The 25,321-nt window shown below is 69.7% G+C and carries 25 protein-coding genes and 1 pseudogene; 17 read left to right on the top strand and 9 right to left on the bottom strand.

All coding sequences use genetic code 11. The features are described from left to right. Nucleotides 1-14: 14 nt before the first annotated feature. Nucleotides 15-956, top strand: coding sequence for a DnaJ C-terminal domain-containing protein (locus ABD927_RS21630; protein ID WP_345251944.1), 942 nt, complete (start codon nucleotides 15-17; stop codon nucleotides 954-956). Between the two features lie 67 nt (nucleotides 957-1,023). On the opposite strand, the gene ABD927_RS21635 is transcribed toward ABD927_RS21630, so the two are convergent. After that, nucleotides 1,024-1,359, bottom strand: a complete 336-nt coding sequence (locus ABD927_RS21635) for a hypothetical protein (protein ID WP_345251945.1) — start codon at nucleotides 1,357-1,359, stop codon at nucleotides 1,024-1,026. Nucleotides 1,360-1,434: 75 nt separating this feature from the next. On the opposite strand from ABD927_RS21635, the gene dnaE reads away from it, so the two are divergent. The 10 genes from dnaE (at nucleotide 1,435) to ABD927_RS21685 (ending at nucleotide 12,379) form a co-directional block, all read left to right on the top strand. Beyond that, entirely contained in the window at nucleotides 1,435-4,929 is a 3,495-nt protein-coding gene (dnaE, locus tag ABD927_RS21640) for a DNA polymerase III subunit alpha (RefSeq protein ID WP_345251946.1), read from the top strand. 103 nt (nucleotides 4,930-5,032) lie between these two features. Beyond that, complete coding sequence (locus tag ABD927_RS21645; RefSeq protein ID WP_345251982.1) at nucleotides 5,033-5,794, top strand: glycosyltransferase family 2 protein; 762 nt, start codon at nucleotides 5,033-5,035, stop codon at nucleotides 5,792-5,794. Between the two features lie 120 nt (nucleotides 5,795-5,914). Next, the gene (locus tag ABD927_RS21650) at nucleotides 5,915-7,114 is read left to right on the top strand and encodes a CaiB/BaiF CoA transferase family protein (RefSeq protein WP_345251947.1); all 1,200 of its coding nucleotides are present in this window, start codon (nucleotides 5,915-5,917) and stop codon (nucleotides 7,112-7,114) included. A 1-nt stretch (nucleotide 7,115) separates the two neighbouring features. Continuing rightward, nucleotides 7,116-7,565, top strand: a complete 450-nt coding sequence (locus ABD927_RS21655) for a hypothetical protein (RefSeq protein WP_345251948.1) — start codon at nucleotides 7,116-7,118, stop codon at nucleotides 7,563-7,565. A 16-nt stretch (nucleotides 7,566-7,581) separates the two neighbouring features. After that, nucleotides 7,582-7,923, top strand: a complete 342-nt coding sequence (locus tag ABD927_RS21660) for a MaoC family dehydratase (RefSeq protein WP_345251949.1) — start codon at nucleotides 7,582-7,584, stop codon at nucleotides 7,921-7,923. Nucleotides 7,924-7,978: 55 nt separating this feature from the next. Then, the gene (locus ABD927_RS21665) at nucleotides 7,979-8,959 is read left to right on the top strand and encodes a Bug family tripartite tricarboxylate transporter substrate binding protein (protein WP_345251950.1); all 981 of its coding nucleotides are present in this window, start codon (nucleotides 7,979-7,981) and stop codon (nucleotides 8,957-8,959) included. Continuing rightward, the gene (locus ABD927_RS21670; RefSeq protein WP_345251951.1) at nucleotides 8,956-9,363 is read left to right on the top strand and encodes a Zn-ribbon domain-containing OB-fold protein; all 408 of its coding nucleotides are present in this window, start codon (nucleotides 8,956-8,958) and stop codon (nucleotides 9,361-9,363) included. The genes ABD927_RS21665 and ABD927_RS21670 overlap by 4 nt, the downstream gene beginning before the upstream one ends. Nucleotides 9,364-9,367: 4 nt before the next feature. Then, nucleotides 9,368-10,513: an acetyl-CoA acetyltransferase gene (locus ABD927_RS21675; RefSeq protein WP_345251952.1), complete on the top strand. Its 1,146-nt coding sequence runs from the start codon at nucleotides 9,368-9,370 to the stop codon at nucleotides 10,511-10,513. 89 nt (nucleotides 10,514-10,602) lie between these two features. After that, complete coding sequence (gene gcvA / locus ABD927_RS21680; protein ID WP_345251954.1) at nucleotides 10,603-11,559, top strand: transcriptional regulator GcvA; 957 nt, start codon at nucleotides 10,603-10,605, stop codon at nucleotides 11,557-11,559. 22 nt (nucleotides 11,560-11,581) lie between these two features. Next, complete coding sequence (locus ABD927_RS21685) at nucleotides 11,582-12,379, top strand: enoyl-CoA hydratase/isomerase family protein (RefSeq protein WP_345251955.1); 798 nt, start codon at nucleotides 11,582-11,584, stop codon at nucleotides 12,377-12,379. A gap of 46 nt (nucleotides 12,380-12,425) precedes the next feature. Here ABD927_RS21685 and ABD927_RS21690 read toward each other — a convergent pair whose 3' ends face one another. The 3 genes from ABD927_RS21690 to ABD927_RS21700 are packed head-to-tail and all read right to left on the bottom strand — an operon-like array spanning nucleotide 12,426 to nucleotide 15,567. After that, nucleotides 12,426-13,502 (bottom strand): glycosyltransferase family 4 protein, encoded by a 1,077-nt coding sequence (locus ABD927_RS21690; protein WP_345251956.1) that lies wholly within the window; start codon nucleotides 13,500-13,502, stop codon nucleotides 12,426-12,428. Next, nucleotides 13,499-14,623, bottom strand: a complete 1,125-nt coding sequence (locus ABD927_RS21695) for a glycosyltransferase family 9 protein (RefSeq protein WP_345251957.1) — start codon at nucleotides 14,621-14,623, stop codon at nucleotides 13,499-13,501. The genes ABD927_RS21690 and ABD927_RS21695 overlap by 4 nt, the downstream gene beginning before the upstream one ends. Next, on the bottom strand, nucleotides 14,623-15,567 hold the full coding sequence (locus tag ABD927_RS21700) for a glycosyltransferase family 9 protein (protein ID WP_345251958.1): 945 nt from the start codon (nucleotides 15,565-15,567) through the stop codon (nucleotides 14,623-14,625). Before ABD927_RS21700 ends, ABD927_RS21695 begins: the two co-directional genes overlap by 1 nt. A 192-nt stretch (nucleotides 15,568-15,759) precedes the next feature. Between ABD927_RS21700 and msbA the strand changes: the two genes are divergently transcribed. After that, entirely contained in the window at nucleotides 15,760-17,505 is a 1,746-nt protein-coding gene (gene msbA, locus ABD927_RS21705; RefSeq protein ID WP_345251959.1) for a lipid A export permease/ATP-binding protein MsbA, read from the top strand. Between the two features lie 105 nt (nucleotides 17,506-17,610). On the opposite strand, the gene ABD927_RS21710 is transcribed toward msbA, so the two are convergent. Then, nucleotides 17,611-18,528, bottom strand: a complete 918-nt coding sequence (locus ABD927_RS21710) for a LysR family transcriptional regulator (RefSeq protein ID WP_345251960.1) — start codon at nucleotides 18,526-18,528, stop codon at nucleotides 17,611-17,613. Between the two features lie 136 nt (nucleotides 18,529-18,664). On the opposite strand from ABD927_RS21710, the gene ABD927_RS21715 reads away from it, so the two are divergent. The 4 genes and pseudogenes from ABD927_RS21715 to ABD927_RS21730 all read left to right on the top strand — a co-directional run bounded on the left by ABD927_RS21715 (nucleotide 18,665) and on the right by ABD927_RS21730 (nucleotide 21,217). Continuing rightward, the gene (locus tag ABD927_RS21715; RefSeq protein ID WP_345251961.1) at nucleotides 18,665-19,363 is read left to right on the top strand and encodes a pirin family protein; all 699 of its coding nucleotides are present in this window, start codon (nucleotides 18,665-18,667) and stop codon (nucleotides 19,361-19,363) included. A 209-nt stretch (nucleotides 19,364-19,572) separates the two neighbouring features. Beyond that, nucleotides 19,573-20,074 (top strand): annotated as a pseudogene (locus tag ABD927_RS21720) (zinc-binding dehydrogenase); the annotation flags it as partial. Between the two features lie 67 nt (nucleotides 20,075-20,141). Next, nucleotides 20,142-20,483, top strand: a complete 342-nt coding sequence (locus ABD927_RS21725) for a four-helix bundle copper-binding protein (RefSeq protein ID WP_345251962.1) — start codon at nucleotides 20,142-20,144, stop codon at nucleotides 20,481-20,483. A 176-nt stretch (nucleotides 20,484-20,659) separates the two neighbouring features. Beyond that, nucleotides 20,660-21,217 (top strand): ferritin-like domain-containing protein, encoded by a 558-nt coding sequence (locus tag ABD927_RS21730; RefSeq protein ID WP_345251963.1) that lies wholly within the window; start codon nucleotides 20,660-20,662, stop codon nucleotides 21,215-21,217. On the opposite strand, the gene ABD927_RS21735 is transcribed toward ABD927_RS21730, so the two are convergent. The 4 genes from ABD927_RS21735 to ABD927_RS21750 all read right to left on the bottom strand — a co-directional run bounded on the left by ABD927_RS21735 (nucleotide 21,214) and on the right by ABD927_RS21750 (nucleotide 24,554). Beyond that, complete coding sequence (locus ABD927_RS21735; RefSeq protein ID WP_345251964.1) at nucleotides 21,214-21,966, bottom strand: EAL domain-containing protein; 753 nt, start codon at nucleotides 21,964-21,966, stop codon at nucleotides 21,214-21,216. The two genes, ABD927_RS21730 and ABD927_RS21735, sit on opposite strands and share 4 nt — an antisense overlap. 79 nt (nucleotides 21,967-22,045) lie before the next feature. Further along, nucleotides 22,046-22,957, bottom strand: a complete 912-nt coding sequence (gene rsgA, locus ABD927_RS21740) for a ribosome small subunit-dependent GTPase A (protein ID WP_345251965.1) — start codon at nucleotides 22,955-22,957, stop codon at nucleotides 22,046-22,048. After that, nucleotides 22,954-23,310, bottom strand: a complete 357-nt coding sequence (locus tag ABD927_RS21745) for a 4a-hydroxytetrahydrobiopterin dehydratase (RefSeq protein WP_345251966.1) — start codon at nucleotides 23,308-23,310, stop codon at nucleotides 22,954-22,956. Before ABD927_RS21745 ends, rsgA begins: the two co-directional genes overlap by 4 nt. After that, a complete protein-coding gene (locus tag ABD927_RS21750) occupies nucleotides 23,307-24,554 on the bottom strand; it encodes a M48 family metallopeptidase (protein ID WP_345251967.1) in 1,248 nt (415 codons plus the stop codon). The genes ABD927_RS21745 and ABD927_RS21750 overlap by 4 nt, the downstream gene beginning before the upstream one ends. Before the next feature lie 123 nt (nucleotides 24,555-24,677). Between ABD927_RS21750 and orn the strand changes: the two genes are divergently transcribed. Further along, complete coding sequence (gene orn, locus ABD927_RS21755) at nucleotides 24,678-25,223, top strand: oligoribonuclease (RefSeq protein ID WP_345251968.1); 546 nt, start codon at nucleotides 24,678-24,680, stop codon at nucleotides 25,221-25,223. The last annotated feature ends 98 nt before the right edge of the window (nucleotides 25,224-25,321 follow it).

A 25,321-nucleotide genomic window follows, 5' to 3' on the forward strand; every position in this document is an offset into this window, starting at 1 on the left:
TTCGCGAGCCGACCATGGAGTTCAAGGACTATTACGAAATCCTCGGCGTCGAGCGCGGAGCCACCGACGATGACATCCGGCGCGCCTACCGCAAGCTGGCGCGCAAATACCATCCCGACGTCAGCAAAGAGGCCGATGCCGAGCAGCGCATGCGCGACGTCAACGAGGCCTACCAGGTGTTGCGCGACCCGGAAAAGCGCGCCGCCTACGACAACCTGGCGGCCGGCGTGTCGGCCGGGGGCGGCTTCCAGCCGCCGCCGGGCTGGGACCACGGCTTCGAATTCCGCAGCACCGGCGGCGGCGTGGACGACGAGGCCTTCAGCGAGTTCTTCTCGTCCCTGTTCGGCGGCGGCCGGGGGCGCCGGGGCGGCGCCTCGGCCCAGTTCCGGGCGCGCGGCGAAGACACCCACGCCATCATCGACATCGACCTGGAAGACGCGCTGCACGGCGCCACGCGGGAAATCACGCTGCGCGGCATGAGCGCCGACGCCCGCGGGCGGCCGCAGCTGCAGGAACGCACGCTCAGCGTCTCGATCCCGGCCGGGGTGGCGGAAGGCCAGCAGATCAGGCTGGCGGGACAGGGCTCGCCCGGCTTCGGCGGCGGTCCCAATGGCGACCTGTACCTGGAAGTCCGCTTCAAGCCCCACCCGCTATACCGCGTGGATGGCCGCGACCTGGCCCTGACGCTGCCGGTGGCACCGTGGGAGGCCGCGCTGGGCGCCACGGTGCGGGTGCCGACGCCGCAAGGGCCGGTGGACCTGGACGTGCCCGCCAATTCGCAGACCGGCCGCAAGCTGCGCCTGCGCGGCCGCGGCATTCCGGGCAAGGCGCCCGGCAACCTGTACGTGGAACTGCAGGTGGTGCTGCCGCCGGCCAATACCGACAAGGCGCGGCAGGCCTACAAAAAGATGGCGCAGGAACTGGCGTTCGATCCGCGCAGGAGTCTGGGCGTCTGACGCAGGCCGGCCGGCGTCCTTCAGGGCGCGCCCGGTTCGCCGGCTTGCCGCGGCGGGCCGACGGGCGTCAGGCCGGCCAGGCGGCCGCCAGCGCCGTCGCGCCCGCCGCCAGAGCCAGGCCCGCCAGCCATATGGCGGCGCGCGCTATCCGCGCCTGGCGCGCCAGCGCGACGCTCAGCTCCTGCAACTGCTCGCTCAACTGCATCGCCAGCTCGGCCTGCTTTTCCTGCGCGGCTTCCAATTGCTGCACGTGCTCGTGCAGCGCGGCCAGCTGCGTGTCGGCGCCGGCCTGCAGGTCGGGCAAGGGTTGCCGCTTGCGCTTGCGATAGGTTTCGTACAGCCTGCCTGAGACGTCGACCAGCATATTGGCCAGCGTCACGATTTCTGCCAGGGGAAGGGCCACGGTGCAGCGTTCCGGAAACGGGGACGTGCCACTAGTCTACCCCGCCGCCCGGCCGGCGGGGATAAAATGCCCCCCATGTCTTCGCCCCCCACTCCTTCCTTCGTCCATCTGCGCGTCCACTCCGAATTCTCGGTGGTCGACGGCATCGTCCGCATTCCCGACCTCGTCAAGCGCGTGGCCGCGATGGAGCAGCCGGCCGTCGCGCTGACCGACCTGGCCAATCTGTTCGGCCTGATCAAGTTCTACAAGGCCGCGCGCGGCAAGGGCGTCAAGCCGATCGCCGGCTGCGACGCCTGGCTCAGCAACGACGCCGACCGCGACAAGCCCCATCGCGTCCTGCTGCTGGTGCGCAACCGCCAGGGCTACCTGAACCTGTGCGAACTGCTCACGCGGGCCTACCTGGGCAACCAGCATCGCGGCCGCAGCGAACTGCGCGCGGAATGGCTGCGCGACCTGGGAGACGGCCTGATCGTGCTGTCGGGCGGCCGCCAGGGCGACGTCGGCCAGGCGATCGAGGCCGGCAACCTGGCCGCGGCCGCCGAGCACGCCCGCATGTGGGCCGCCATGTTCCCCGGCGCCTACTACATCGAGCTGCAGCGCGCCGGCCGCGAAGGCGACGAAACCTATGTGCAGGCGGCGATGCGGCTGGCGGCCGAGCTGGGGCTGCCGGTGGTGGCCACCCACCCGGTCCAGTTCCTGACGCGCGACGACTTCCGCGCGCACGAGGCGCGGGTCTGCATCGCCGAAGGCGAGCTGCTGGCCAACCCGCGCCGCCAGCGCCGCTTCACCGAAGAGCAATACCTGCAGTCTTCCGAAGAGATGGCCGCGCGCTTCGCCGACGTGCCGTCGGCGCTGGCCAACACGCTGGCGATCGCGCAGCGCTGCAACCTCACGCTGGAGCTCGGCAATCCCAAGCTGCCGCTGTTCCCCACGCCCGAAGGCGTGACGCTCGACCAGTACCTGGTGCAGCTGTCGCAGGAAGGCCTGGCGCGCCGCATGCCGATGCTGTTCCCCGACCCGGCCGAGCGCGAGGCGCGCCGGACCGAATACGAGGCCCGGCTGGCGCGCGAGTGCGAAACCATCGTCAGCATGGGGTTCTCGGGCTACTTCCTGATCGTGCAGGACTTCATCAACTGGGGCAAGAACAACGGCGTGCCGGTGGGGCCGGGCCGGGGCTCGGGCGCCGGTTCGCTGGTGGCCTTCAGCCTGGGCATCACCGACATCGACCCGATCCGCTACGACCTGCTGTTCGAACGTTTCCTGAACCCGGAGCGGGTGTCGATGCCCGACTTCGACATCGACTTCTGCCAGGACAACCGCGACAAGGTCATCGACTACGTCAAGGAACGCTACGGCCGCGACGCCGTCAGCCAGATCGCCACCTTCGGCACGCTGGGCGCCAAGGCGGTGATCCGCGACGCCGGCCGCGTGCTGGACCTGCCCTACCTGTTCTGCGACGGCCTGTCGAAGATCATCCCGCACTCGCCGGCCGACCCCTGGGACCTGGAACGCGCGCTGAAGGAAGAGCCCGCCTTCAAGGAACGCTACGACAACGACGAGGAAGCGCGCGCCCTGATCGACCTGGCGCGCCCGCTGGAAGGGCTGACCCGCAACATCGGCATGCACGCCGGCGGCGTGCTGATCGCCCCCGGCAAGCTGACCGATTTCTGCCCGCTGTACTGCCAGCCCGGCCAGAGCCAGACCGCGGTGTCGCAGTACGACAAGGACGACGTCGAGGCCGTGGGCCTGGTCAAGTTCGACTTCCTGGGCCTGCGCAACCTCACCATCCTCGACTGGGCCGTGCGCTACGTGCGCGAGTTCAATGCCGACAAGCGCGACTTCGACGTGATGGCGCTGCCGCTGGACGACCCGGGCGCCTACCGGCTGCTGACCGAAGGCAACACCACCGCGGTGTTCCAGCTCGAATCGCGCGGCATGAAGGAACTGCTGAAGAAGCTCAAGCCGAGCAACTTCGAAGACATCATCGCCGTGCTGGCGCTGTACCGCCCGGGCCCGCTCGGCTCGGGCATGGTGGACGACTTCGTCAACCGCAAGCACGGCCGCGCCAAGGCCGAATATTTCCATCCCGACCTGGAAGCCACCCTGAAGAGCACCTACGGGGTCATCGTCTACCAGGAACAGGTGATGCTGATCTCGCAGATCATCGGCGGCTACACGCTGGGCGGCGCCGACCTGCTGCGGCGGGCCATGGGCAAGAAAAAGCCCGAGGAAATGGCCAAGCACCGCGAGATCTTCCAGGAAGGCGCCGAGAAGAAAGGCTACGACCGCGACCTGGCCGTCACGCTGTTCAACCTGATGGAGAAGTTCGCGGAATACGGCTTCAACAAGAGCCACACCGCGGCCTACGCGCTGATCGCCTACCAGACGGCCTGGCTGAAGGCGCACCATCCGGCCGAATTCATGGCGGCCACCATGTCGTCCGACATGGACGATACCGACAAGGTCCAGATCTTCTGGGCCGACACCGTGGCCAACGACGTCAAGGTGCTGCCGCCCGACGTCAACCTGTCGGGCTACCGCTTCGAGCCGGTGCGCGATGCCCATGCCGAAAAGGGCCGGCCGCCGCGCACCATCCGCTACGGGCTGGGCGCCGTCAAGGGCACCGGCCAGGCCGCGGTCGAGGAAATCATCCGCGCGCGCGGCGAACGGCCGTTCACCGACCTGTTCGACTTCTGCCGCCGGGTCGACCGCCACACCGTCAACCGCCGCACCATCGAGGCCCTCATCAAGGCCGGCGCCTTCGACTCGCTGCACCCCGACCGCGCCGCGTTGCTGGCCTCGGTCGGCACGGCGATGGACGGCGCCGAGCAGGCCGCGCGCGCGGCCTCGCAATCCTCGCTGTTCGGCGGCGACGACCACTCCGACATCGGCGGCGAGCTGGTGTCGGTGCCGCCCTGGGACAAGCGCGAGCTGCTGGGCCACGAGAAATCGGCGCTCGGCTTCTACTTCAGCGGCCATCTGTTCGACGCCTACAAAGACGAGGTGCGCCGCTTCGTCAAGACCCCGCTGGCGCGCATCCAGCCCGGCCGCGACCTGCAATGGATGGCCGGCATCCTGGCCGGCGTGCGCACCCAGATGACCCGCCGCGGCAAGATGCTGTTCGCGGTGCTGGACGACGGCACCGCCCAGCTCGAGATCTCCGTCTTCAATGAGCTGTACGAACAGCACCGGGCGCGGCTGCGCGAGGATTCGCTGCTGGTGGTGCAGGGCAAGGTCAGCAACGACGAATACTCCGGCGGCATGCGCATCGTGGCTGAATCCCTGTTCGACCTGCAGATGGCGCGCGAGGCGCACGCGCAGGCGCTGCGCATCACGCTCAACGGCAATGCCGACGCCGAGCGCCTGCGCGCGGTGCTCAATCCCTTCCGCGCCGAGCCGGAAAACGGCCTGCCCGGCACCCCGGTCGAGATCGTCTATTCGCGCGGCGACGCCCGCTGCGCGGTGCGCCTGGGCGAGGAATGGCGGGTCCGCATCGCCGACACGCTGGTGCAGCAGCTGACCCAGTGGATTCCTCCCGGCGACGTGGAACTGGCCTACCGTGACCGCTGAGCCCGGCGATCCTACCGGGCAGCCCACGGCGGCCGGACGTGGCGCACCGGCGCCGGCTGGTGGCCCCGATCCGGCAAGCCGCGGCGCGGCGCCGGGCCCGCGCCTGTCGGTCATCGTCATCACCCGCAACGAAGCCGCCAATATCGCGGAATGCCTGGCCTCCGCCGCCTTCGCCGACGAGTGGATCGTGGTCGATTCCGGCAGCGCCGACGATACCGTGGCGCTGGCGCAGGCCCACGGCGCGCGGGTGGTGCAGACGGCCGACTGGCCCGGCTTCGGCCCGCAGAAGCAGCGCGCGCTCGAACTGGCCACCGGCGACTGGGTGCTGTCGATCGACGCCGACGAGCGCGTCACGCCGGAACTGGCCGCCGAGATCCGCGCCGCGCTGGCCGACCCGGCCGCCGACGCCTACGAGATGCCCCGCCTGTCGTCGTACTGCGGCCGCTTCATGCGGCACGGCGGCTGGTGGCCCGACCGCGTGCTGCGCCTGTTCCGCCGCGGCCGCGCGCGCTTCAGCGACCACGCGGTGCACGAACGGGTGATCGCCGACGGCGCAGTGCGCCGGCTGCGCCAGCCGTTGATCCACTACAGCTACCGCGACCTGGAATCGGTGCTCGACAAGGTCAACCGCTATTCCACCGCCGGCGCGCAAACGCTGGCCGCCCGCGGCCGCCGCGGCGGCCTGGGCGCGGCCATCGGCCACGGCCTGTGGGCCTTCCTGCGCACCTACCTGCTGCGGCGCGGCTTCCTCGACGGCCGGCATGGCTTCATGCTGGCCGTTTCGAACGCCGAGGTCACCTACTACCGCTACGTCAAGCGCATGCTGATGGACGAGGCGCGGGAACCGGCGCCGCCCCCGCGGTAGCCGGCGGCGATCGCTTCCGTTTCTTGCAAGCGACCGCCAAAAAACATCAATTGTCAGGCCCGGCGCGGGCGCACAGAATTTTTTCTCCGAGAAGTCGAAAACTTCCAATGAGGAGACGCTGTGCTCGAGGGAATTCGTGTCCTCGACCTGACCTGGGTGTTGGGCGGTCCATTCGCGGGACAACTGCTGGCGCAGCTGGGCGCCGAAGTCATCAAGGTCGAAAGCCCGGAGGGCGACCAGTCGCGGGCCTCCCCGCCATTTTTCTTCGACGGCGATTCCGCCATCTTCCTGTCGGTCAACCGGGGCAAGAAGGGCGTAGCCATCGATCTCAAATCCGATGCGGGCAGGCAGGTGTTCTACGACCTGGTCCGCGCCTCCGACGTGGTCCTGTATGGCTTCGCCCCCGACGTGCCGAAGCGGCTCGGCATCGATTTCGAGACGCTCAAGGGCATCAATCCCCGCATTTGCGTGGGTGAGCTGATCGGCGTGCACGACGAGGGGGCGTACGCGCGGGCGCCGGCCTTCGACCTGATCGTGCAGGCGCAGGGCGGCATCATGAGCATCACCGGCGAGGAGCACGGAGCGCCGGTGCGGGTCGGCAACCAGATCGGCGACCTGGCGGGCGGCCTGTACCTGGCGCTGGGCGTATGCAGCGGCCTGCTGCGCGCGCTGCGCGAGGGCAAGGCCACCCGCATGCAGATTTCCCTGCTCGACTGCCAGCTGGCCTTGCTGACCTGGCAGGCGCAGAACTATTTCGTGTCGGGCGAGGTGCCGCGGGCGATGGGCGCCAAGCGCCGGATCGGCGCGCCCAGCGATGCGTACCGATGCGCGGACGGCCGCTACATCGCCATTTCGACCGGCACGGAAGACTTCTGGCGCCGCCTGTGCACGGCGGTCGGCCACGGCGAACTGAGCGCCGACCCGCGCTTCGTCGACCTGCCGCGTCGGGTGGGCAACCTCGACGCGCTGACCGCCGAGCTGCGCGCCATCTTCGCCACCCGCACGCTGGCCGAGTGGCTCGGGCCGCTGAAGGAGGCGAGGGTGCCCTGCGCGCCGGTGATGAACGTGGCCGAGGCCCTGCAGCAGCCGGTGGCCGGCTTGCGCGGCATGGTGCAAACGATGGCCAATCCGCGCACGGCCGAACCCATGCGCTTCCTGGGCTCGCCGTTCAAGTGCGGCGATGCGCCGACGCTTTCCTATCCCCCGCGCCGCGGGGAATCCACCCGCGCAGTCCTGCGCGAGGTCTGCGGCTATGGCGAGCCGCAGATCGACTCGCTGGTCGCAAGCCAAGCGGTATACGAATGCCATCCTGGAGACTGACATGACGCGCCCCATCGACCTGAGGCCCAAAGAAGACGCTGTGCTCGGCACGCGATTCGCCGACCTGGAGATCGGCAAGAAGCTCAATCCGATCCGCTTCACCCTGACCAGGGATTTCATGAAGGAATACGCGGCCGCCGTGCAGGCCGATCCCGACGGCTACGACGTCGACGGGCGCAAGGCCGCGCTGCCGCTGACCCTGGCGCCCTACATGGCGGCGGTGTTGACCAATACCTACCGGCCGCAGGACGGCGGCATCGTCACGCGCCAGAAGTGGTCGTTCCATCGCCCCCTGTGGATGGACGAAGACCTCGACATCGTCGCTACCGGCTACCTGAAGGACAAGTACGAACGCCGGGGCCGGCTGGTGCACGTGCATGCCGCAGAGTTCCGCACCGTCGACGGCGAGCTGATCGCCAGCGCCGAGCGCGGCTGCATCTGGCCAGAATGAACGACAGGAGACCTCAATGGAAAGAACCATCCGGATCACGCAGGAAGTCATCGACGGCTACGGCCGCGTCAACGGCGACCACGATACCAACCACTACGACGACAGCTACGCGAAGGGGCAGGGCTACCGGGGGGCGATCGCCCACGGGCTGCTGCTGTCGGGCTTCGCCATCGGGCTGGCCATGCAGCGGTACGGCGCCGATTTCTGCCGCCGCGGCGAGTTCGAGCACAAATACCTGAAAGGCACGTGCCCCGGCGACGAATTCACCCTGGCACTGGACGACGATGGCCAGGTCTCCGGCACGGTAGCCGGCGCCGAGCTTACGCTGGTTGGGTACACCCGGCTGCGCGACGCCTGAGCGGCCATCACGAATAACGACATGACCGCAACCATGCGGCAGCGAGGAGACGACAATGTTGGTGAAGCTGGCAGGAGGCGCCGCGAGGATCGGCGCCGCGCTCGCGGCGCTGGCCCTGCATGGGCAGGCGGCCGCGGATTCCGATTACCCGAATCGCCCCATTGAGATGGTGATTCCTTTCACGCCCGGCGGCGCCACCGACATCGTGGCCCGTTCGATGCAGGCCCGCATGTCCCAGATACTAGGGCAGCCCATCGTGATCATCAACAAGCCCGGCGCCGCCACCAACATCGGGACGATGCAGGTGGTGCGCGCCAGGCCCGACGGCTATACGGTACTCATCGGCGGCCGCAACCTGACCACCAACGAGGCGCTGTTCTCCGGCCTGGAGTATGCGCCGATGACGGACCTGGAGCCGGTCACCATGACGACCAACGCCAGCGTCATGCTGGTGGTCAACCCGAGCCTGCCGGTCAGGACGGTGGCCGAATTCGTCGACTATGTGAAGGCGCGGCCGGGCGTGGTCAACTACGCCTCGTACGGCGCGGGCAGCACGCCGCACCTGGCCGCCGAGATATTCCAGAAGCGCACCGGCGTGAGAATGACGCACGTGCCCTACTCGGGCAACGGCCCCGCCAGCCTGGCGACGCTGCGCAACGAAACCCAGGTGCTGTTCACCACCGCCACCTCGGTGGCCGAGGCGCTGAAGGACAAGCGGCTGCGGGCTCTGGCCCAGGACGGCGCCAGGCGTTCGCGCAACTATCCCGACATCCCCACCTTCGCCGAGTCCGGCATCGACTTCGCGATCGGCTCCTGGTTCGGGCTGCTGGTGCCGAAGAACACGCCGCGCGACGTCATCGCCAAGCTCAATGACGCGGCGCGGCAGGCGCTCAACGATCCGGAGGTCAAGGAGCGGCTGGCCGCGCAGGGCTGGGACGTCGTGGCGGATTCGCCGGCCCAGTTCAAGGCCTTCCTGCTGGACGAGCGGCGCGAGCTGACGTCGATCATCAAGGAAGCGGGAATCACCGTCGAATGAGCAGGGATACGACGATGGCATCGCGCATGGCGGGCAGCGAGGCAGCGGGGCCGGAAAAGACATGGCGCGAGGCGCTGGGGTCCGGGGAATTCCTGATCCAGCAATGCATGGCCTGCGGCAAGTATGGCTTTTTTCCCCGTACCGGCTGCCGTCACTGCGGCAGCCCGCAGCTGGGATGGGCAGTACCGGCGGGTGGCGCAAGCGTGTACTCGACGACGGTCGTGCGCAGAAAGGCCGAGGACGGCGGCGACTACAACGTGGCCATCGTCGAGCTCGACGAAGGGCCGCGGCTCATGTCGCGGGTCGACGGCATGCCGCCCGCGGCGGTGGAGATCGGCTTGCGGGTGCGCGCCAGGGTCCGCGGCGAGGGCGCCGACGCCATGCTCGTTTTCGTGCCGGAGTGACGCCATGGCCCGATCACTGCGCGGAGCGGCGGCCATCGTGGGGGTGGCGACGGCGGGGCTGGGCGAGGCGCCCGGATGGACTTCGATCGAACTGCTGGGCAAGGCGGTACAGGGCGCCCTGGCGGACGCCGGCCTGCGCCTGCGCGACGTGGACGGACTGTTCACCAATACGGCCGTCCATCCGCAGCCGGCGCTGTCGGTGGGCGAGTACCTGGGCCTGCGGCCGGCCTTCTCCGAAAGTTCCAGCATCGGCGGCGCCTCGTTCGTGGCCTATGCGCTGGCGGCCGCCGCGGCGCTGCAGGCGGGGCTGTGCAACGTTGCGCTGATCTGCTACGGCAGCAACCAGCGCACGGCGCTCGGCAAGTTGCAGGCGAAGTCGGGCAACCAGGGCTACGAGGCGCCGTACCGGCCGCGCCATCCGATCACCAGCTACGCCCTGGCCACCGCCCGCCACATGCACGAATACGGGACCACCCGCGAGCAGCTGGCCGAAGTGGCCGTCGCGGCGCGATCCTGGGCGCGCCTGAATCCCGATGCCTTCATGCGGGATCCGCTGAGCATCGACCAGGTGACCGCCGCGCGGCTGGTCAGCGATCCGCTGACCAGCCGCGACTGCTGCCTGGTGACCGACGGCGCCGGGGCGGTCGTGATGGTGCGCGCCGACCGCGCGCGCGATTTCCCGGCGCCGCCGGCATTCTTCCTGGGCGGCGGCGTTGCGCACTGGCACATGCAGGTCGACCAGATGGAAGACCTGACCGTGACCGCCGCCACCGAGTCGGGGCGCCGGGCGTTCGGGATGGCGGGCCTGCGGCCGGCCGACGTCGACGTGCTCCAGCTGTACGACGCGTTCACCATCAACCCGATCCTCGCGCTCGAAGACCTCGGCTTTTGCAGCAAGGGCGAGGGCGGCAGCTTCGTGGCGGGCGGGCGCATCGCCCCGGGGGGCGAGCTGCCGGTGAACACCAATGGCGGCGGCCTGTCGTGCTGTCATCCCGGCATGTACGGTATCTTTACGCTTATCGAAGCAGCCACGCAATTGCGTGGCATGGCAGGAGCGCGGCAGGTTGCCGGCGCGAAGGTCGCGCTTTGCCACGGCAACGGGGGGCGGTTGGCGAGCCAGGCAACGGCGTTGCTGGGCACGGAATGCTGACCGGGGCGGCGCGCGCCATGAGCGCGCCGGCCCATGTCTGCTTCGGAGATACCGATCGATCGCCGGCGGAACCCGCTCCCGACCGATTCATGCCGTCTCGCAAGCATGTCCGCAAGCGCGCCCGCCTGCTGCCTCCGCTGAACGCGCTCAGGGTGTTCGAGGCGGCCGCGCGCCTGGAAAGCTTCAAGGACGCGGCCACCGAATTGTCGCTCAGCCAGCCGGCCGTCAGCCGGCAGATCAACCTGCTCGAAGAGTGGCTCGGACACCCCCTTTTCGTGCGGCGCAACCGCGAAGTCGTCCTGACCGTGGAAGGGCGCGTCTTCATGGAAGAAGTCACGCCCGCCCTGGACAAGATATCGCTGGCCACCAGCGTCATCATGCGCAAGCGCTCGGCCGAGACGCTGCTGATCGACGTTCCGCCTACCTTCGCGGTGCGCTGGCTGATCCCGCGGTTGCCGCCGTTCGTGAGGCAATTTCCCGGGGTGGAAATCCGGCTCACCACGTCCACCGAACCCGTGGACCTCGGCAAGGGCAATGTCGACATGGCCATCAGGCGCCTGCCGGCCGACGACGCCCGCTATCATTGCCGAGCCTTCATGCCGGAGCGGCTGCTGCCCGTGTGCAGCCCGGCGGTCGTCGAGCGTTCGCCGCTGCAGTCCCCGGGGGAACTGGTCGGGCATACCCTGATCCAGAGCGAGACGACCCCCGATGCCTGGCGCGACTGGCTCAAGAGCATGGGCTGCGAAGACATGCCGCCGGCGCAGTCGCTGAAGTTCGAAACGCTGAATTACACGATCGAGGCGGCGCTCAACGGCATGGGGATGGCGATCGTGCCGGCCGCGCTGATCATCGACGAGGTCGCGGCCGGCACGCTGGTCTGCCCGTTCAAGGCCTATTCTTCGCGCTATGGCGACTACCGTCTGCTGAGTACGCCCGACAGGTCGCAGCGCGATGCCGTGACGGCATTTTCCGAATGGATCATCGCCGAGGGGCGGTCCTGCCGGGCGCTGATCGACAACCTGCTCGGTCTTGGCGAACAACGATGAGTTTTTACGGGAGGCGGTTCAGATGAACGAAAACGACAGGGTTTCCTTCTCCATGCGCGGGCACGTCGGCGTGGTCGCGATGCAGGACGCGTCCCGCTACAACGCCCTGGCGCCGGCCCAGGTGCGGGCAGTCCTGGCCGCGGTCGAGCGCAGCAGGCAGGCCGGAGCGCGGGCCTTGCTGATCGCCTCCGGGGTCAAGCATTTCTGCGCCGGGGCGGACATCGAGGAAATGCTCAAAGGCGGTTCCCTGCGGCCGGAAACGCCGCGGCAGCCGGGCATGGCGACGCCGATCACGCTGTTCCGCACCCTGGTGGAAGATCCGCGGCCCGTGCTGTGCCTGGTGGACGGCCTGGCGATGGGGGGCGGGGTGGAACTGGTGCTGTCGTGCGACCTTTGCATCGCCACGCCGGCAGCGCGGTTCATGCTGCCGGAGCTGGGGCTCGGGGTGCTGCCGCGCACCGCGCTGCTGCGCCTGCCCGAGCTGGTGGGCCGGCGGCGTGCGCTCGACCTGATCCTCAGTCGCCGCAAGCTTTCCTGCGACGAAGCGCTGGCGATGGGCCTGGTCAACCGCCAGGTGCCGCAGGAAGGGGCCCTGGATGCCGCGCTGGCATGGGCGAACGACATCGTGTCGGCGCCGCCGGGCGCGCTGGCGGCCGTCAAGCGGAACCTCGGACGGATCGCGCCGGACGACTGGGACGGCCTGCATGGGCTGCTCGGACAGATGGTGCCGGCCGAATGGGAAGAAGGGTTCGGCGCCTTCCTGGAAAAGCGGACGCCGGATTACGAGCCTTTCTGGCAGGCGGCCGGCAAGCGGGAATGAGCGCCCGGCGACGCCCCGGCCCCGCGCGCGGCCGGGACCGCCGCGGTCATGACCACTGCCGCAGCGGCGCGGCTGCCTCCGCGAGATCGAGAAGCGCCCGGACGTGCGCGGTGATCTCCGGGTTGTAGGACAGGTGGCTGCGCGGGTCCTGGAGCCGGGCCTCGCCCCGCCGGACGGTGGCGACGGCGCGTTCGACGGCGGCTTCGAGCGAGGCCGGATCATTGCCGTCGAAGCGCAGCCCGGCGCGCCCCGATAGCGTGTCGGCGCAGCCGATGTTGGCGGCCAGCAGCGCCGGCGTGCCGCACAGCACCGATTCCGGGCCGACCAGGCCGAACGGTTCGTAGCGCGACGCCAGGATGGTGTAGTCGGCGGCCCGGTAGCAATTTTCGATGTCCTGCCGGTAGCCGAGGTAGCGGACGTTGGGCGCCGGCGTCTCGATCGGGCGGCCGGCCACCGCAAGCAGCACCGGCAGGCGGCTGCGCGCGAAGCTGGCCGCCAGCATCGGGTAGCCCTTGCGTTCGTGGCCAGTGGACGCGAACAGGAATACCACCCGGTCGTCGGGCAGTTCGAGCGCGTGCCGCAGCCGCAGGCGGCTGGCGGCGTCGACCGGGTGAAAGCGCCGTTCGTCCACCGGCGGGTTCAGGACCACGATACGCCTGGCCGGCACCGCGTACAGGGTGCGCAGCTCGGCCGCCATCAGCTCCGAATGCGCCACCACGTAGCGGGCGTTGGCGTAGTGGGCCGCCTCTAGCGCGATCAGGCGCTTGTCCCAGAAGCCGGCGGGCTTGTCGCGATGGGCGATGTGGCCCAGGTGGGTGCCGCCGCAGATTGCGAGGTCGGACACCTCGGTGCGGCTGCAGCCGATCAGCGCGTCCAGGCCGTACTCGGCCTTGATGGCCCGCAGGCGGTGCGAGAACACGTGGTCGCGCAGCTTGCCCGGCAGGGCGCCGACGCGGATCAGCACCGGATCGATGTCGCGGTAGGCCTCGATGTCGCGGTCGAAGGCGCGCGCGAACACGACCGGGCGCAGGCCCAGCCGGCGCAGGCCGTCGACCACGTCGAGCGTATAGCGTTCCATGCCGCCGCCGTGGCCGAATCGATGGCAGGCGATGCCGATCTTCATCGGGCGGTTTCTCCGAGCAGGTCGCGGGCGGCCGCCAGCACGGCGCCGGCATCGAGGCTGTCGAGACAGTCGCTGGCGCTGTCGCGCCGGCGCTGGCAGCCTTCCTGCTGGCACGGCACGCAGCCCCGTCCGGAATTCTGCAACAGGATGACGTTGCCGCGCCGCTGCCGGGGCGCGGCGCGCTCCCAGGGGCGGTCGAGGCCGCTGGCCGGGGTGGGGCCCCAGGCGCGCGGATCGGTGGGGCCGAACAGCGCCAGCGTGGGGGCGCCGCAGGCGGCTGCCAGATGGGTGGTGCCGGTGTCGGGGCCGACGTACAGCCGGGCGTGCCGCAGCAGGTCGGCCGTCTCGGCCAGGTCGAGCCGGCCCTGCACGCGCAGGATGGCGCGTCGCTGGCCAGGCGGCAGCGAATCCAGCAGCGCGTCGGCATACGCCGTTTCGTCGGCCTGCGGGCCGCCGGTCAGCACCAGTTGCAGGCCGTCGCCCTCGAGCCCGGCGATCAGCGCCTGCCAGCCCGGCACGTGCCAGCGCTTGTAGCGCCAGCGCGGATAGGGGTGGATCACGGCATAGGGCCGCGCCGGGTCGAACGGCGGCCCGTCGGGCAGCGACCGCGCCAGCCGCGCCGGCCAGTCGCCGGGCTGCAGGCCGGCGGTGGGGGCGACCAGCGCGCCGGTCGGCCCCAGTCCGGCGGCGCGTGCCAGGCGTTCGTTTTCCTGGACCCGGTGGCTGCCCGGCTCGGCCACCAGCGGCCGGGTCAAAGACAGCCGCTTCCACCACGCCTGGCCGGCCTGTGCCGGCACGAAGCCGTAGCGCAGCGGCGCCGCCGCCAGCGCGAACAGGTGGGGGCGGTCGCCGGGCTGCGGCACCAGGGCCATGTCGTAGCGGCGCCACAGGCGGCGCAGCATGGCCAGCGTGGCGTCGCGGCCGCCGCGCTCGGCGATCGTGATGACGTCGCGCAGGTCGGGGTTGTTGCGCAGCATGCCTTCGGTGCCGCTGAACACCAGCATGTCGACCGCGCAGTCCGGATAGCGGCTGCGCAGCGCGCGGGCCAGCGGCGTCGCCAGCAGGACGTCGCCCAGGTAGCGAAGGGCGATCACGAGCGCGCTGCCGGGCGGGCGTGGCATCACGAGGTCTCGTCGAGGCGGGAGGCGGCCAGCAGGCGCAGCGCGGCGTCGGCCACTTCGGCCGTGCCCGGCCAGGCGTCGTGCGAGCCCAGGCATTCGGCATTGGGCGACCAGGGGCCGGTGCGCTCGCGGCGGGTGACGCCGAACAGCGTGATCTGGCGGGCGCCGACCGCGGCGGCCACGTGCGAGGCGCCCGAGTCGTTGCAGACCACCAGCGCCGCGCGCCGTGCCAGCGCGGCGAAGGCGCCCAGGGACAGCGGCGGCAGTACGGTGGCGGCCGGCACGGCGGCGCGGGCCGCGTCGGCCTCGGCCGCCGGCGGGCAGACGACGCAGCGGTGGCCGGCCCGTTCCAGCGCCAGCGCCAGCTCGCCGAAATGCGGCCAGGCCTTGGGCCGGCCCTGGTGGGTGCCGACCACGGTAGGCGCCAGCAGCACGAAGCCGCCTTCCACGCCGGCCTGGGCCAGCGCGCCGGCCGCCCCGGCCTCGTGGCCGGCCGTCAGCGGCAGGCGCAGCATGGCCATGGGGCCGGCCGGCGGCGCGTCGGCCCAGCGCCAGGCGACCAGGCTCTGGCGCGCCAGCCGGTAGAACACCTCGACTTCGTGCAACGGGCCGCGCGACCGGGCGAACGGCCAGCGCAACAGCAGGCTGCGGCCGTCGCCGCGGTAGCCGGCGGCGGCAATGCCGGCCAACCGGAAGGCGGCCGCGCTCGACAGCGAATTGGGAAAAACCACGCCATGCGCATGGGTATCGCGGGCCGCTGCGCGGTGCGGCAGCGACGCCCGCCGCGCGGTGCGCAGCGCAGCGGCGTCGGCGCGTATGCCGGCGCCGGCCGCCACGAAGCCGGCCGCGCCGAAACCGGCCAGCAGGTCGGCGGCCCAGCCCCGGCCGCACAGCACCAGGGGCCGGCCGCTGGCCCGCAGCAGTTCCAGCGCAGGCAGGCACATGCAAGTGTCTCCGACCCAATTGGGCAGTCTGACGTATAGAGAATCCGGCATCGAAGAATCAGGCTAGAACCGCCGCACCGGCGGCGTCCGGGAGGGCCGCGTACAATCACGCGATTCAGATTGTAAGCGGCCCCATCGCCGCCGCGCAGCGAGCTTAACATCGCCGCGCCGTCCTCCCCCTGGAAATCCGTAGTGAGTTCGCAACCTGTCAAGTCCTACCTCTGGCGCCGGGTCTACAGCCGCGTCTTCAAATACTGGGTCGGCCTGGCCGTAGGAACGCTGTTCCTGGTCGGCGTGGCGGCCTCCCAGCCGCTGCTGGCGATGCTGATGAAACCCATGCTCGACGGCGGTTTCAGCGGCGACCGGCCGCATTACGTCTGGCTGGTGCCCCTGGCCATCATCGCCATCTTCCTGGTGCGCGGGATCATGAATTTCTGCAGCGACTACCTGCTGGCCTGGGTCGCCTACAACGTGCTGGCCGACCTGCGCGCCGAGATGTTCGATCGCCTGCTGCGCCTGCCCGACACCTATTTCAAGCGGATGGGCTCGTCGGTGCTGCTGAACCGCTTCGTGGTCGACGCGGCCACGGTGATGCAGCTGGGCACGGAGGTCATCATCACGCTGGTGCGCGAAACCCTGATCGTGGTGTCGCTGGTGGGCGTGCTGCTGTACCTGTCGTGGAAGATGACGCTGATCGCGCTGGTGGCCTTCCCGCTGTCGGCGGCGATCATGCGCATCATCGGGCGCCGGGTGCGCCGCATCAACCGCGAAACCATCGCGATGAACGGCGAGCTCACCAAGGTCGTCAGCGAAGGCATCGACGGCCAGCGCGTGATCAAGCTGTTCGGCGGCTACGACAGCGAGTTCGAGCGCTTCCGCAAGATCAACGCGCGGCTGCGGCGCTTCGCGATGCGCAATGCGGTCGCCTCGGCCGCCTCGGCGCCCATCACCCAGATGATCGCCGCGGTGGCGCTGGCCATCGTGGTGTCGACCGCGCTGGGCCAGTCGGGCTCGAACCAGATCACCGTGGGTGGCTTCGCCGCCTTTGTTACCGCGATGATCCAGATGCTGGACCCGCTCAAGCGGCTGGCCAACATCGCCAATCCGATGCAGAAGATGCTGGTGGCGGCCGAAAGCGTGTTCGCGCTGGTCGACGAACTGCCCGAGGCCGACGCCGGCACCGGCGAGCTGCCCGAGCCGGTGCGCGGACACATCGAGTACGACCGCATCTCGCACCGCTTTCCCGATGCACAGGCGATGACGCTGCAGGACGTGTCGTTCACGGTCGAGCCGGGCCAGACGGTGGCCTTCATCGGCCGCTCGGGCAGCGGCAAGACCACGCTGATGTCGATGCTGCCGCATTTCATCGCGCCTACCTCGGGCACCATCCGCATCGACGGCGTCGACATCGAACAGCTCCGGCTGGCCAATCTGCGCGCCCACATCTCGCTGGTCAGCCAGGACGTGGTCCTGTTCGACGATTCCATTGCCGCCAACGTCGGCTACGGCGCCGCCCACACGCCGTCCGAAGAGGAGGTGCGGCGCGCGCTGGCCGACGCCAACCTGCTGGAATTCGTGGCAAGCCTGCCGCAGGGCATCCACAGCTCGGTGGGCGAGAACGCGGCGCGTCTGTCGGGTGGCCAGCGCCAACGCCTGGCCATCGCGCGGGCGCTGATCAAGAATGCGCCGATCCTGATCCTCGACGAGGCGACCTCGGCGCTCGACAACGAATCGGAGCGGCAGGTGCAGGCCTCGCTCGAGCGCCTGATGAAAGGCCGCACCACGCTGGTCATCGCGCATCGGCTCTCCACGGTGCAGAACGCCGACCGGATCATCGTGCTCGACCAGGGGCGGATCGTCGAGCAGGGCAACCATGCGGAGCTGCTTGCGGCCAATGGACTGTACGCGGCGCTGTACCGCCTCCAATTCACGGGTTAGGCCCCCCGTACGCGCCGCGCGCCCCCCAGAGGGCGACGCTGGCGGACCGCGGAGCCGGATCCGCTGCGTCCTGGGTGGACCGCGTTGAGGCGGCGGGCGGATGCTTCAAGCGATGGCCGGCGGTTCGGGCGCGGCTGCGGCTTCTTCGAGGACTTGCACCAGCCGGCGGGCCGCCGGGCCGATCCGGACGCCGGCGGCGAATATCAGGTATAGCGGCACCCGGCGGGTGGCGCCTTGTTCCAGCGGCAGCGGCTTCATCGCGCCGCGCGCGATCGCGGCGGTGACCAGGTGGCACGGCAGCCAGGCGTAGCCGAGGCCGGCCGCCACCATCGCCGCCGAGGTTTCCATGCTGGTGACCGTCCAGCGCTGCGTCGAGCCCAGCCAGCCGTCGTCGCGCGGGCTGCGGGTACCCGAGTCGCGCAGCACGATCTGCAGGTGGTCTTTCAGATCTTCGCCGGACAAGGGCCGTTCCAGCCGGTGCAGCGGATGGCCGGGATGGGCCACGGCCACGAATTCGATTTGTGCCAGCGGGTCGCCCAGGTGGCCCGGCGGGATGCGCGTGCCGACCACCACGTCGGCCGCCTTGGCCAGCAGGGCTTCGTCGGCGCCCGACAGCACCACTTCCATCAGCTGGATGCGGGTCTGCGGGGCGGAGGCGGCAAACGCCGCCAGCGCCAGCAGCAGCCGCGGGGTAGGGAAGGCCACGTCGACCGCCAGCCGCAATTCGGCCTCCCAGCCCCGTTCCAGGCTGGCCGCCAGGTCTTCCAGCCGGTGCGCGCCGGCCAGCACGTGCTGCGCATGCGACAGCAGGATCCGGCCGTTGGCCGTGAGGCGCGCCTTGCGCCCCTCGATGGCCAGCAGCGGCACCCCCAGCTGTTCCTGCAGCCGCGCCACCATGTAGCTGACCGAGGACTGGCTGCGCCCCAGGGCTTCGGCCGCCTGGGCATAGCCGCCGCATTCGACCACCGCCTGCAGCAACTGCCACTGCTCCAGCGTGGTCGAGGGGATCTTTACGTTTTTCATGGATCCCGCCGCCTAGGAAAACTATCGAAGAATCGAATAAGAACCACCAAAATTCTGGCCTTAATTATTGGATGGGTAAAGCCTAAGATGACTCCATCGACGCCATCGCGTCAGCCACGTACACAGGAGTCGGGACATGATCGAGCTTCGCAAAGCGGCCGACCGCGGCCATGCCAGTCACGGCTGGCTCAATAGTCATCACACCTTTTCGTTCGCCGATTACTACGATCCGGCCCAGATGGGGTGGAGCGTGCTGCGGGTGATCAACGACGACACCGTCGCGCCCGGCCAGGGCTTCGGCGCCCATGGCCACCGCGACATGGAGATCATCTCCTACGTGCTCGACGGCGCGCTGGAACACCGCGATTCGATGGGCAGCGGCTCGGTCATCCGGCCGGGCGACGTGCAGGTCATGAGCGCGGGCACGGGCGTGCGGCACAGCGAGTTCAACCACTCCGGGGCCGAGAACGTGCACTTCCTGCAGATCTGGATCGTGCCCGAAAAGGCCGGCGTCCAGCCGAACTACCAGGAGCGGCATTTCGATCCGGCCGAACGGCGCGGCGCGCTGCGGCTGGTGGTTTCGCCGGACGGCCGCGACGGCTCGCTGAAGATCGTGCAGAACGCACAGGTCTACGCCGGCCTGGTCGACGGCGACGAACGAATCGAGTTCCGGCTCGAGCCCGGCCGCCGCGCCTACCTGCACGTGGCGCGCGGCGAGCTCAGTCTCAACGGCACGCCGCTGTCGGCCGGCGACGGCGCCAAGATCGCCGACCTCGAGCAGCTCACGCTGAGCGACGGCCGGCAAGCCGAGGTGCTGCTGTTCGACCTGCCATGAGCCGGACGCGGGGCAAGGGGCAACTCTTACACCGCGCCGATCCCTTGCTCGTCCGTGACGGCCGCCGACCGCGCCCTTGGCCGGCGCCGCGCCGGCCTTTTTCCGCGTACGGCGCCTGGCCGCCGGCGGCACGCGTCTTGCGTGGTCGCGTCGCCGCGGCGGCCTGCGGCAATGCCGCACCCGCAACGGCATCCACGGAGGGCTCCACCATGAAGGCAGTCGTATTCCACGGCATCGGCGACATCCGCGTCGACGACGTTCCCGAACCCCGCATCGAGCAGGACACCGACGCGATCGTGCGGCTCACGGCCGCCGCGATCGGCGGTACCGACCTGCACTTCATCCGCGGCACGATGGAAGGCGTGGCGCCCGGCACGGTGGGCCAGTTCGCCATCGCCTCGGCCAAGCTGATGCGCGCCGGCCGCATCTTCGCGGTCGACGCCGTGCCGGACCGGCTGGAGATGGCGCGCGCCCAGGGCGCCGAAGTCATCGATTTCGATGCCGAAGACCCGGTGCAGACCATCCACGCGCTGACGGGCGGGATCGGCGTGGGACTGCTCGATCGACGCGGTGGGGGTGGATGCCGTGCACGCCCACCATGGCCCGGCGGCGGAAAAGGCGCCGGCCGGCAAATTCGAGCAGGAAGCCCGCGCCATCGCGCCGCACGCCCGACCCGACGGCAGCAACTGGGTGCCGGGCGACGCGCCGTCGTCGAGGCCTGCAAGGCCTTCGATACCCGCCAGCCGGGCTGGATCAAGGTCGAACTGGCGGAGGTGCCATGAACGATAGCAACTACGACGCCGCGATCCGGGCCTGCCAGGATTGCGCGCTGGCCTGCGACCGCTGCGCGGCGGCCTGCCTGGCCGAGGACGACGTCGACCGAATGGCCCGCTGCATCCGGTTCGACCTGGACTGTGCCGCCATCTGCCGCCTGACGGCGGCATTCATGGCGCGCGACAGCGCGTTCGCGGCGGAAACCTGCCTGTTGTGCGCCCGCATCTGCGAGGCCTGCGGCGAGGAATGCGCGTCCCATCCGGCGGCGCATTGCCAGGCCTGTGCCCAGGCCTGTGTCGCCTGCGCCGGCATATGCGCCTCGATGATGGGCGGCCAGTCGGCGTGAAACGCCCGGCCATGTAAATTCTGCCCGGCCGTTTCCGCCGGGCATGCGCGGCATGCCCTCATACGGCCGGTTTGCCACGCTTGGCCGCGCCATGCCGTTCCTGGCCGCTCGCCAGCGGGCTGGGCACGATTCCTGCGGCAATTGCGGCTCCCACATACACCACGCAGGAGCAAAACATGGATATGCCAACCCGGCAGTCGCCCCGGCAAACGTTCCGGCTCGACGTGGACGCGATCCGCGACAAGGCCCGGAAAAATCTCGATGACGGCGCGGTAACGGAAGGCTACGGCGCGGACCGCGAAGCGGTGCTGGACATGCTCAACGAAGCGCTGGCCACCGAACTGGTCTGTACGCTGCGCTACAAACGCCACTTTTTCATGGCCAAGGGCATCCATGCGGAGCCGGTGGCGGCGGAATTCGCCGAACATGCGGCCGAAGAGCAGAGCCACGCCGACCAGATCGCCGCCCGCATCGTGCAATTGGGCGGAGCGCCGAACTTCTCGCCGGTGGGCATGCTGGACCGCAGCCATGCGCAGTACGTGGAAGGCGACACGCTCGAAAGCATGATCAAGGAAAACCTGGTGGCCGAGCGCATCGCCATCGACAGTTACCGCGCCATGGTGCAATACCTGGGCGACGGCGACCCGACCACGCGGCGCCTGATGGAGCAGATCCTGGCGGCCGAGGAAGAACACGCCGACGACATGGCCGACCTGCTCGACCACAACCACTAACGGCCCTGGGCGAATTCCGCGCCCCAGCCGCGCAATGCGGCCAGCGCGGCTGGATCTTCCAGGCACTTGAAGATCACCTGCACCGAGCTGCGGTGCGCCAGGGCCAGCAGGTCGGGCACGTGGCGTTCCGGCTCGGCCAGCGTGCGCAGGTCGAGCTTGACCACGTCGGGCGCGTGCAGCCGGATCAGCGAACGCGCTTCGTCGGCCGAACCGGGATTCACGCCCACCTTGAAGCCCGCGCGCCGGTAGTTGCCGATCACGATGCCGGCCGGCAGCACGTCGCGGGATGTTTCCGCCGGCAGTTGCAGCACGATCGAAGCCGGCTGCACGCCCAGGGCCTCCACCATGCGGCCGAACGCGGTGCCGTGGTCCTGCGTGATCGCGGCCAGCAGGCGGCCGTGCACGCGCAGCAGCAGCGGGCCTTCGGCGCCCGGCCGGGAGAAATAATTGACGGTGTGCACCAGCCGGCACAGGCGGTCGAGCTGGACCACGTCGGCATCGTCGGCCACCTGGGAGAACAGCATGAGCGGGCTGACGGCAGCGCCGCCGGCCGCCTGCGGGCGGGCGTAGGCGTCGTGGCCGGCGGCGGCGCCGGTGTCCAGCCGCACCACCGGCTGGAAATGGCTGCCCACCTCGAACTGCCGGAAGCGGCCGACCACCATGCCATCGGCACCCAGCTTCAGCGCGCCGTGGGCGCCGGGCTGGACGGCGAGCGTTTCGATGAGGCGCTGGATGGCGGGATAGGCCACGGCAGGTTCCGGAGGCAGGAAGAATGCATGCGCGGCGGCGCGCGGTAGAGCAGCGGCTGCGGCCTGCCGGAAAAGCGTATCAATAGCGCTGGGCGGCGGCAAGCTCCGCCAGCAGCCGCGCATACAAGGCGTGGCGCTGGGGGTCGATCCGGCCGTCTGCCAGCGCCGCCAGCACCGCGCAGCCCGGCTCGTGCAGATGGGTGCAGTTGTAGAACCGGCAGTGGGGCGCGTAGGGTCCGAATTCGGGAAAGCCCCGGGCGATCTGCTCGCGGTCCAGGTGTTGCAGCCCGAAAGCCTGGAAGCCCGGCGAATCGATCAGGCGTGCGCCGTGCGCAATATCGGCCGGCAGGTGGTACAGGCGGGTGCTGGTGGTCGTGTGGCGCCCGGTGCCGAGCGCCTCGGAATGGGCCTGGGTGGCGGCCGCCGCCTCGGGCACCAGATCGTTGAGCAGGGTCGACTTGCCCATGCCGCTCTGGCCCAGCAGCAGGCTGGTGGCGTCGGCCAGCAGCGGCGCCAGCCGCGCCCGCACCGCCGGCGCGTCGAGCGCGCTCAATTCGATTACCGGCACGCCGAGCGCGGCCACTGGCGCCAGCCGTGCGCGCGCCTGCGCCAGCCGGGCCGGCCGGTCGATCTTGTTGAGGATCACGTGCGGCGCGATGCCGGCGCTCCAGGCGCCCGCCAGCGCGCGGCCGACGAGATCGTCGGAGAAATCCGGCTCGGTGGCCGTCACGATGAACAGCCGGTCGACGTTGGCGGCGAATTGCTTGCTGCGCAATTGGTCGGAGCGGTACAGCAGGTTGCGCCGGGGCAGGACCGCGACGATCGCGCCTTCGGTCCGCCCCTCGGGGCCGATCCGCACGCGGTCGCCCACCGCCGCGGTGGCCTTCTTGCCGCGCGGGTAGCACTGGCGGACCGCGCCGTCGTCGCATTCCACGGTGAAGTGGCGCCCGAAGGCGGCGACGACCAGGCCTTCGACCGCCGCTTCGCTCATGAACCCGACACCATGTCTACCTTGGCGGCGCAGATGAAGTCGTTGATCGAGATGCCCTTGACCGAATGGGTGGTGAACGAGACCTCGACCCGGTCGTAGCCGACGCGCAGCTCGGGATGATGGTCTTCGCGGTGGACGACCCATGCGATCGCATTGACGAAGGCCAGCGTCTCGTAATAATTGGCGAAGCGGAAGCTGCGCTGCAGCGTGTCGCGCACCGTCGTCCATTGCGGCAGCGCGCGCAGCTGTTCCTGGACGTGCGCCGCGCCGAGCGGCGCGCCGTCGACCCGCGTGCAGTGGGCCGTGCGCAATTGATCGAGCGTCAGGATGCGGTTCACGGTACCGTCGGTCATGATGCCTCCTGCAGCCTGCCGATCCGGATGGCGGCCGGCGGATGCGAATCGTAGAACGCCGAGTGCAGCGGGTCGGGCGTCAGCGTGGCGGCGTTGTCGTCGTACAGCTTGACCAGCGCCGACACCAGTTGCCCCGCATCGGCGTGCTCGGCCGCGAAACGGTCGGCCTCGAACTCGTGCCGCCGCGAATACCAGCTCGCCAGCGGCGTGAAGGCGAAGGTGAACACCGGCATGGCGAGGAAGAACAGCAACAGCGCCATGGCGTCGTTGGCGCCGCCCAGCGCCGGCGTCACGCCCAGCCCCGTGTAGAACCACGCCTGGCGCGACAGCCAGCCCAGCAGCGCGAAGAAGGCCAGCGAGGCGGCGAAGCTGAAGGCCAGCCGCTTGACGATGTGGCGATGGCTGAAATGGCCCAGTTCGTGCGCCAGCACGGCCTCGATCTCGTCGCCGTTCAGCCGCGCCAGCAGGGTGTCGAAGAAGACGATGCGCTTGGCCTTGCCGAAGCCGGTGAAATACGCATTGCCGTGGGCCGAACGGCGCGAGCCGTCCATCACGAACAGCCCGTTCAGCGCGAAGCCGCAGCGCCGCGCCAGCGCCTGGATGCGCCCGGCCAGGTCGGGGTCGGCCAGCGGCTTGAAGGTGTTGAACATCGGCGCGATGACGGTGGGGAACAGGAACAGCACGAACAGGTTGAACACCGTCCACAGCGCCCAGCCCCACAGCCACCACAGCCGGCCGGCGGTGCCCATCAGCCACAGCATGGCGGCCGCCAGCGGCCCGCCCAGCGCCACTGCCAGCAGCAGCGCCTTGAGGGCGTCGGCCGCGTACAGCCGGCCCGTCATGCGGTTGAAGCCGAAGCGCGCCTCCAGCACGAACTGTCGCCATAGCGAGAACGGCAGCCCCAGCAACGCCAGCAGCCCGGCCGCCAGGCCCAGCAGCAGCAACTGGCGCAGCAGGTCGTGCGAGGACAGCGCGCGCGCCAGGTGGTCCAGCGCCTGCAGGCCGCCCAGCAGCGTCAGGCCCACCAGCACCGCGGCGTCGAACAGCAGCGCGAACATGTCGAAACGCAGGCGGGCGATGGTGTAGTCGGCCGAGCGCTGGTGGCTGGCCAGGCCGATGCGGCCGGCGAACTCGGCCGGCACGCTGGCGCGATGGCGGGCGACGTGGCGGATCTGGCGGCTGGCCAGCCACAGCCGGGTGGCGGTGCCGGCCAGCAGCAGCGCGACGAACAGCAGGGTGAACACGATAGGAACCGTTGGCGGAAGAGCGGGAAAGGGGGCGCCCCGCGGCCTGTGAGAAAATCAGCGGATGGCGCCGCGGCCTGGCCGCGCGAAAGACACACTGCACGGCCCCGGAGCATCGATTATATGGCCCTGAACGAGAATCATCTGATCTGGCTTGACATGGAAATGACGGGTCTCGACCCGGAAAAGGAACGCATCATCGAGGTGGCCGTGGTGGTAACCGATTCCGAACTCAACACCGTGGCCGAGGGCCCGGTGCTGGTGGTCCACCAGTCCGACGAACTGCTCGAGGCCATGGACGCCTGGAACAAGAGCACCCACGGCCGCACCGGGCTGATCGGCAAGGTGCGCCTGTCCACGCTGACGGAAGAGCAGGCCGAAGACCAGCTGCTGGACTTCCTGTCCCAGTACGTGCCGCCGGGCAAGTCGCCGCTGTGCGGCAACACCATCAGCCAGGACCGGCGCTTCATGGTGCGCTACATGCCGCGGCTGGAAGCCTTCTTCCACTACCGCAACCTCGACGTCAGCACGCTGAAGGAATTGTGCCGGCGCTGGAAGCCGGAAATCTACCGCGGCTTCGAGAAGAAAAGCCGGCACGAGGCGCTGGCCGACATCTATGAATCGATCGACGAACTGAAGTATTACCGGGAACACTTTATCAGGGTATGACCCACCCCTATCCGCTTCGCGCGCAAGTAGAGGGCCCACCCCTACGCGCTTCGCGCGCAAGGAGAGGCCCACCCCTACGCGCTTCGCGCGCCCCTCAA

This window comes from Pigmentiphaga soli (genome assembly GCF_039541095.1).
In the GTDB taxonomy this organism is placed as follows: Bacteria; Pseudomonadota; Gammaproteobacteria; order Burkholderiales; family Burkholderiaceae_B; genus Pigmentiphaga; species Pigmentiphaga soli.

Excerpts from the sequence above, each read along its gene's own strand:
- ABD927_RS21700 (WP_345251958.1), bottom strand. The coding sequence starts at position 15,567 with ATGTGCCTGCCTGCGCTGGAACTGCTGCGGGCCAGCGGCCGGCCCCTG.
- ABD927_RS21715 (WP_345251961.1), top strand. The coding sequence starts at position 18,665 with ATGATCGAGCTTCGCAAAGCGGCCGACCGCGGCCATGCCAGTCACGGC.
- ABD927_RS21690 (WP_345251956.1), bottom strand. The coding sequence starts at position 13,502 with ATGAAGATCGGCATCGCCTGCCATCGATTCGGCCACGGCGGCGGCATG.
- ABD927_RS21725 (WP_345251962.1), top strand. The coding sequence starts at position 20,142 with ATGAACGATAGCAACTACGACGCCGCGATCCGGGCCTGCCAGGATTGC.
- ABD927_RS21730 (WP_345251963.1), top strand. The coding sequence starts at position 20,660 with ATGGATATGCCAACCCGGCAGTCGCCCCGGCAAACGTTCCGGCTCGAC.
- ABD927_RS21675 (WP_345251952.1), top strand. The coding sequence starts at position 9,368 with ATGGCCCGATCACTGCGCGGAGCGGCGGCCATCGTGGGGGTGGCGACG.
- rsgA (WP_345251965.1), bottom strand. The coding sequence starts at position 22,957 with ATGAGCGAAGCGGCGGTCGAAGGCCTGGTCGTCGCCGCCTTCGGGCGC.
- ABD927_RS21660 (WP_345251949.1), top strand. The coding sequence starts at position 7,582 with ATGGAAAGAACCATCCGGATCACGCAGGAAGTCATCGACGGCTACGGC.
- ABD927_RS21695 (WP_345251957.1), bottom strand. The coding sequence starts at position 14,623 with ATGCCACGCCCGCCCGGCAGCGCGCTCGTGATCGCCCTTCGCTACCTG.
- ABD927_RS21710 (WP_345251960.1), bottom strand. The coding sequence starts at position 18,528 with ATGAAAAACGTAAAGATCCCCTCGACCACGCTGGAGCAGTGGCAGTTG.
- ABD927_RS21670 (WP_345251951.1), top strand. The coding sequence starts at position 8,956 with ATGAGCAGGGATACGACGATGGCATCGCGCATGGCGGGCAGCGAGGCA.
- orn (WP_345251968.1), top strand. The coding sequence starts at position 24,678 with ATGGCCCTGAACGAGAATCATCTGATCTGGCTTGACATGGAAATGACG.
- ABD927_RS21685 (WP_345251955.1), top strand. The coding sequence starts at position 11,582 with ATGAACGAAAACGACAGGGTTTCCTTCTCCATGCGCGGGCACGTCGGC.
- ABD927_RS21745 (WP_345251966.1), bottom strand. The coding sequence starts at position 23,310 with ATGACCGACGGTACCGTGAACCGCATCCTGACGCTCGATCAATTGCGC.
- ABD927_RS21665 (WP_345251950.1), top strand. The coding sequence starts at position 7,979 with ATGTTGGTGAAGCTGGCAGGAGGCGCCGCGAGGATCGGCGCCGCGCTC.
- gcvA (WP_345251954.1), top strand. The coding sequence starts at position 10,603 with ATGCCGTCTCGCAAGCATGTCCGCAAGCGCGCCCGCCTGCTGCCTCCG.
- dnaE (WP_345251946.1), top strand. The coding sequence starts at position 1,435 with ATGTCTTCGCCCCCCACTCCTTCCTTCGTCCATCTGCGCGTCCACTCC.
- ABD927_RS21630 (WP_345251944.1), top strand. The coding sequence starts at position 15 with ATGGAGTTCAAGGACTATTACGAAATCCTCGGCGTCGAGCGCGGAGCC.
- ABD927_RS21655 (WP_345251948.1), top strand. The coding sequence starts at position 7,116 with ATGACGCGCCCCATCGACCTGAGGCCCAAAGAAGACGCTGTGCTCGGC.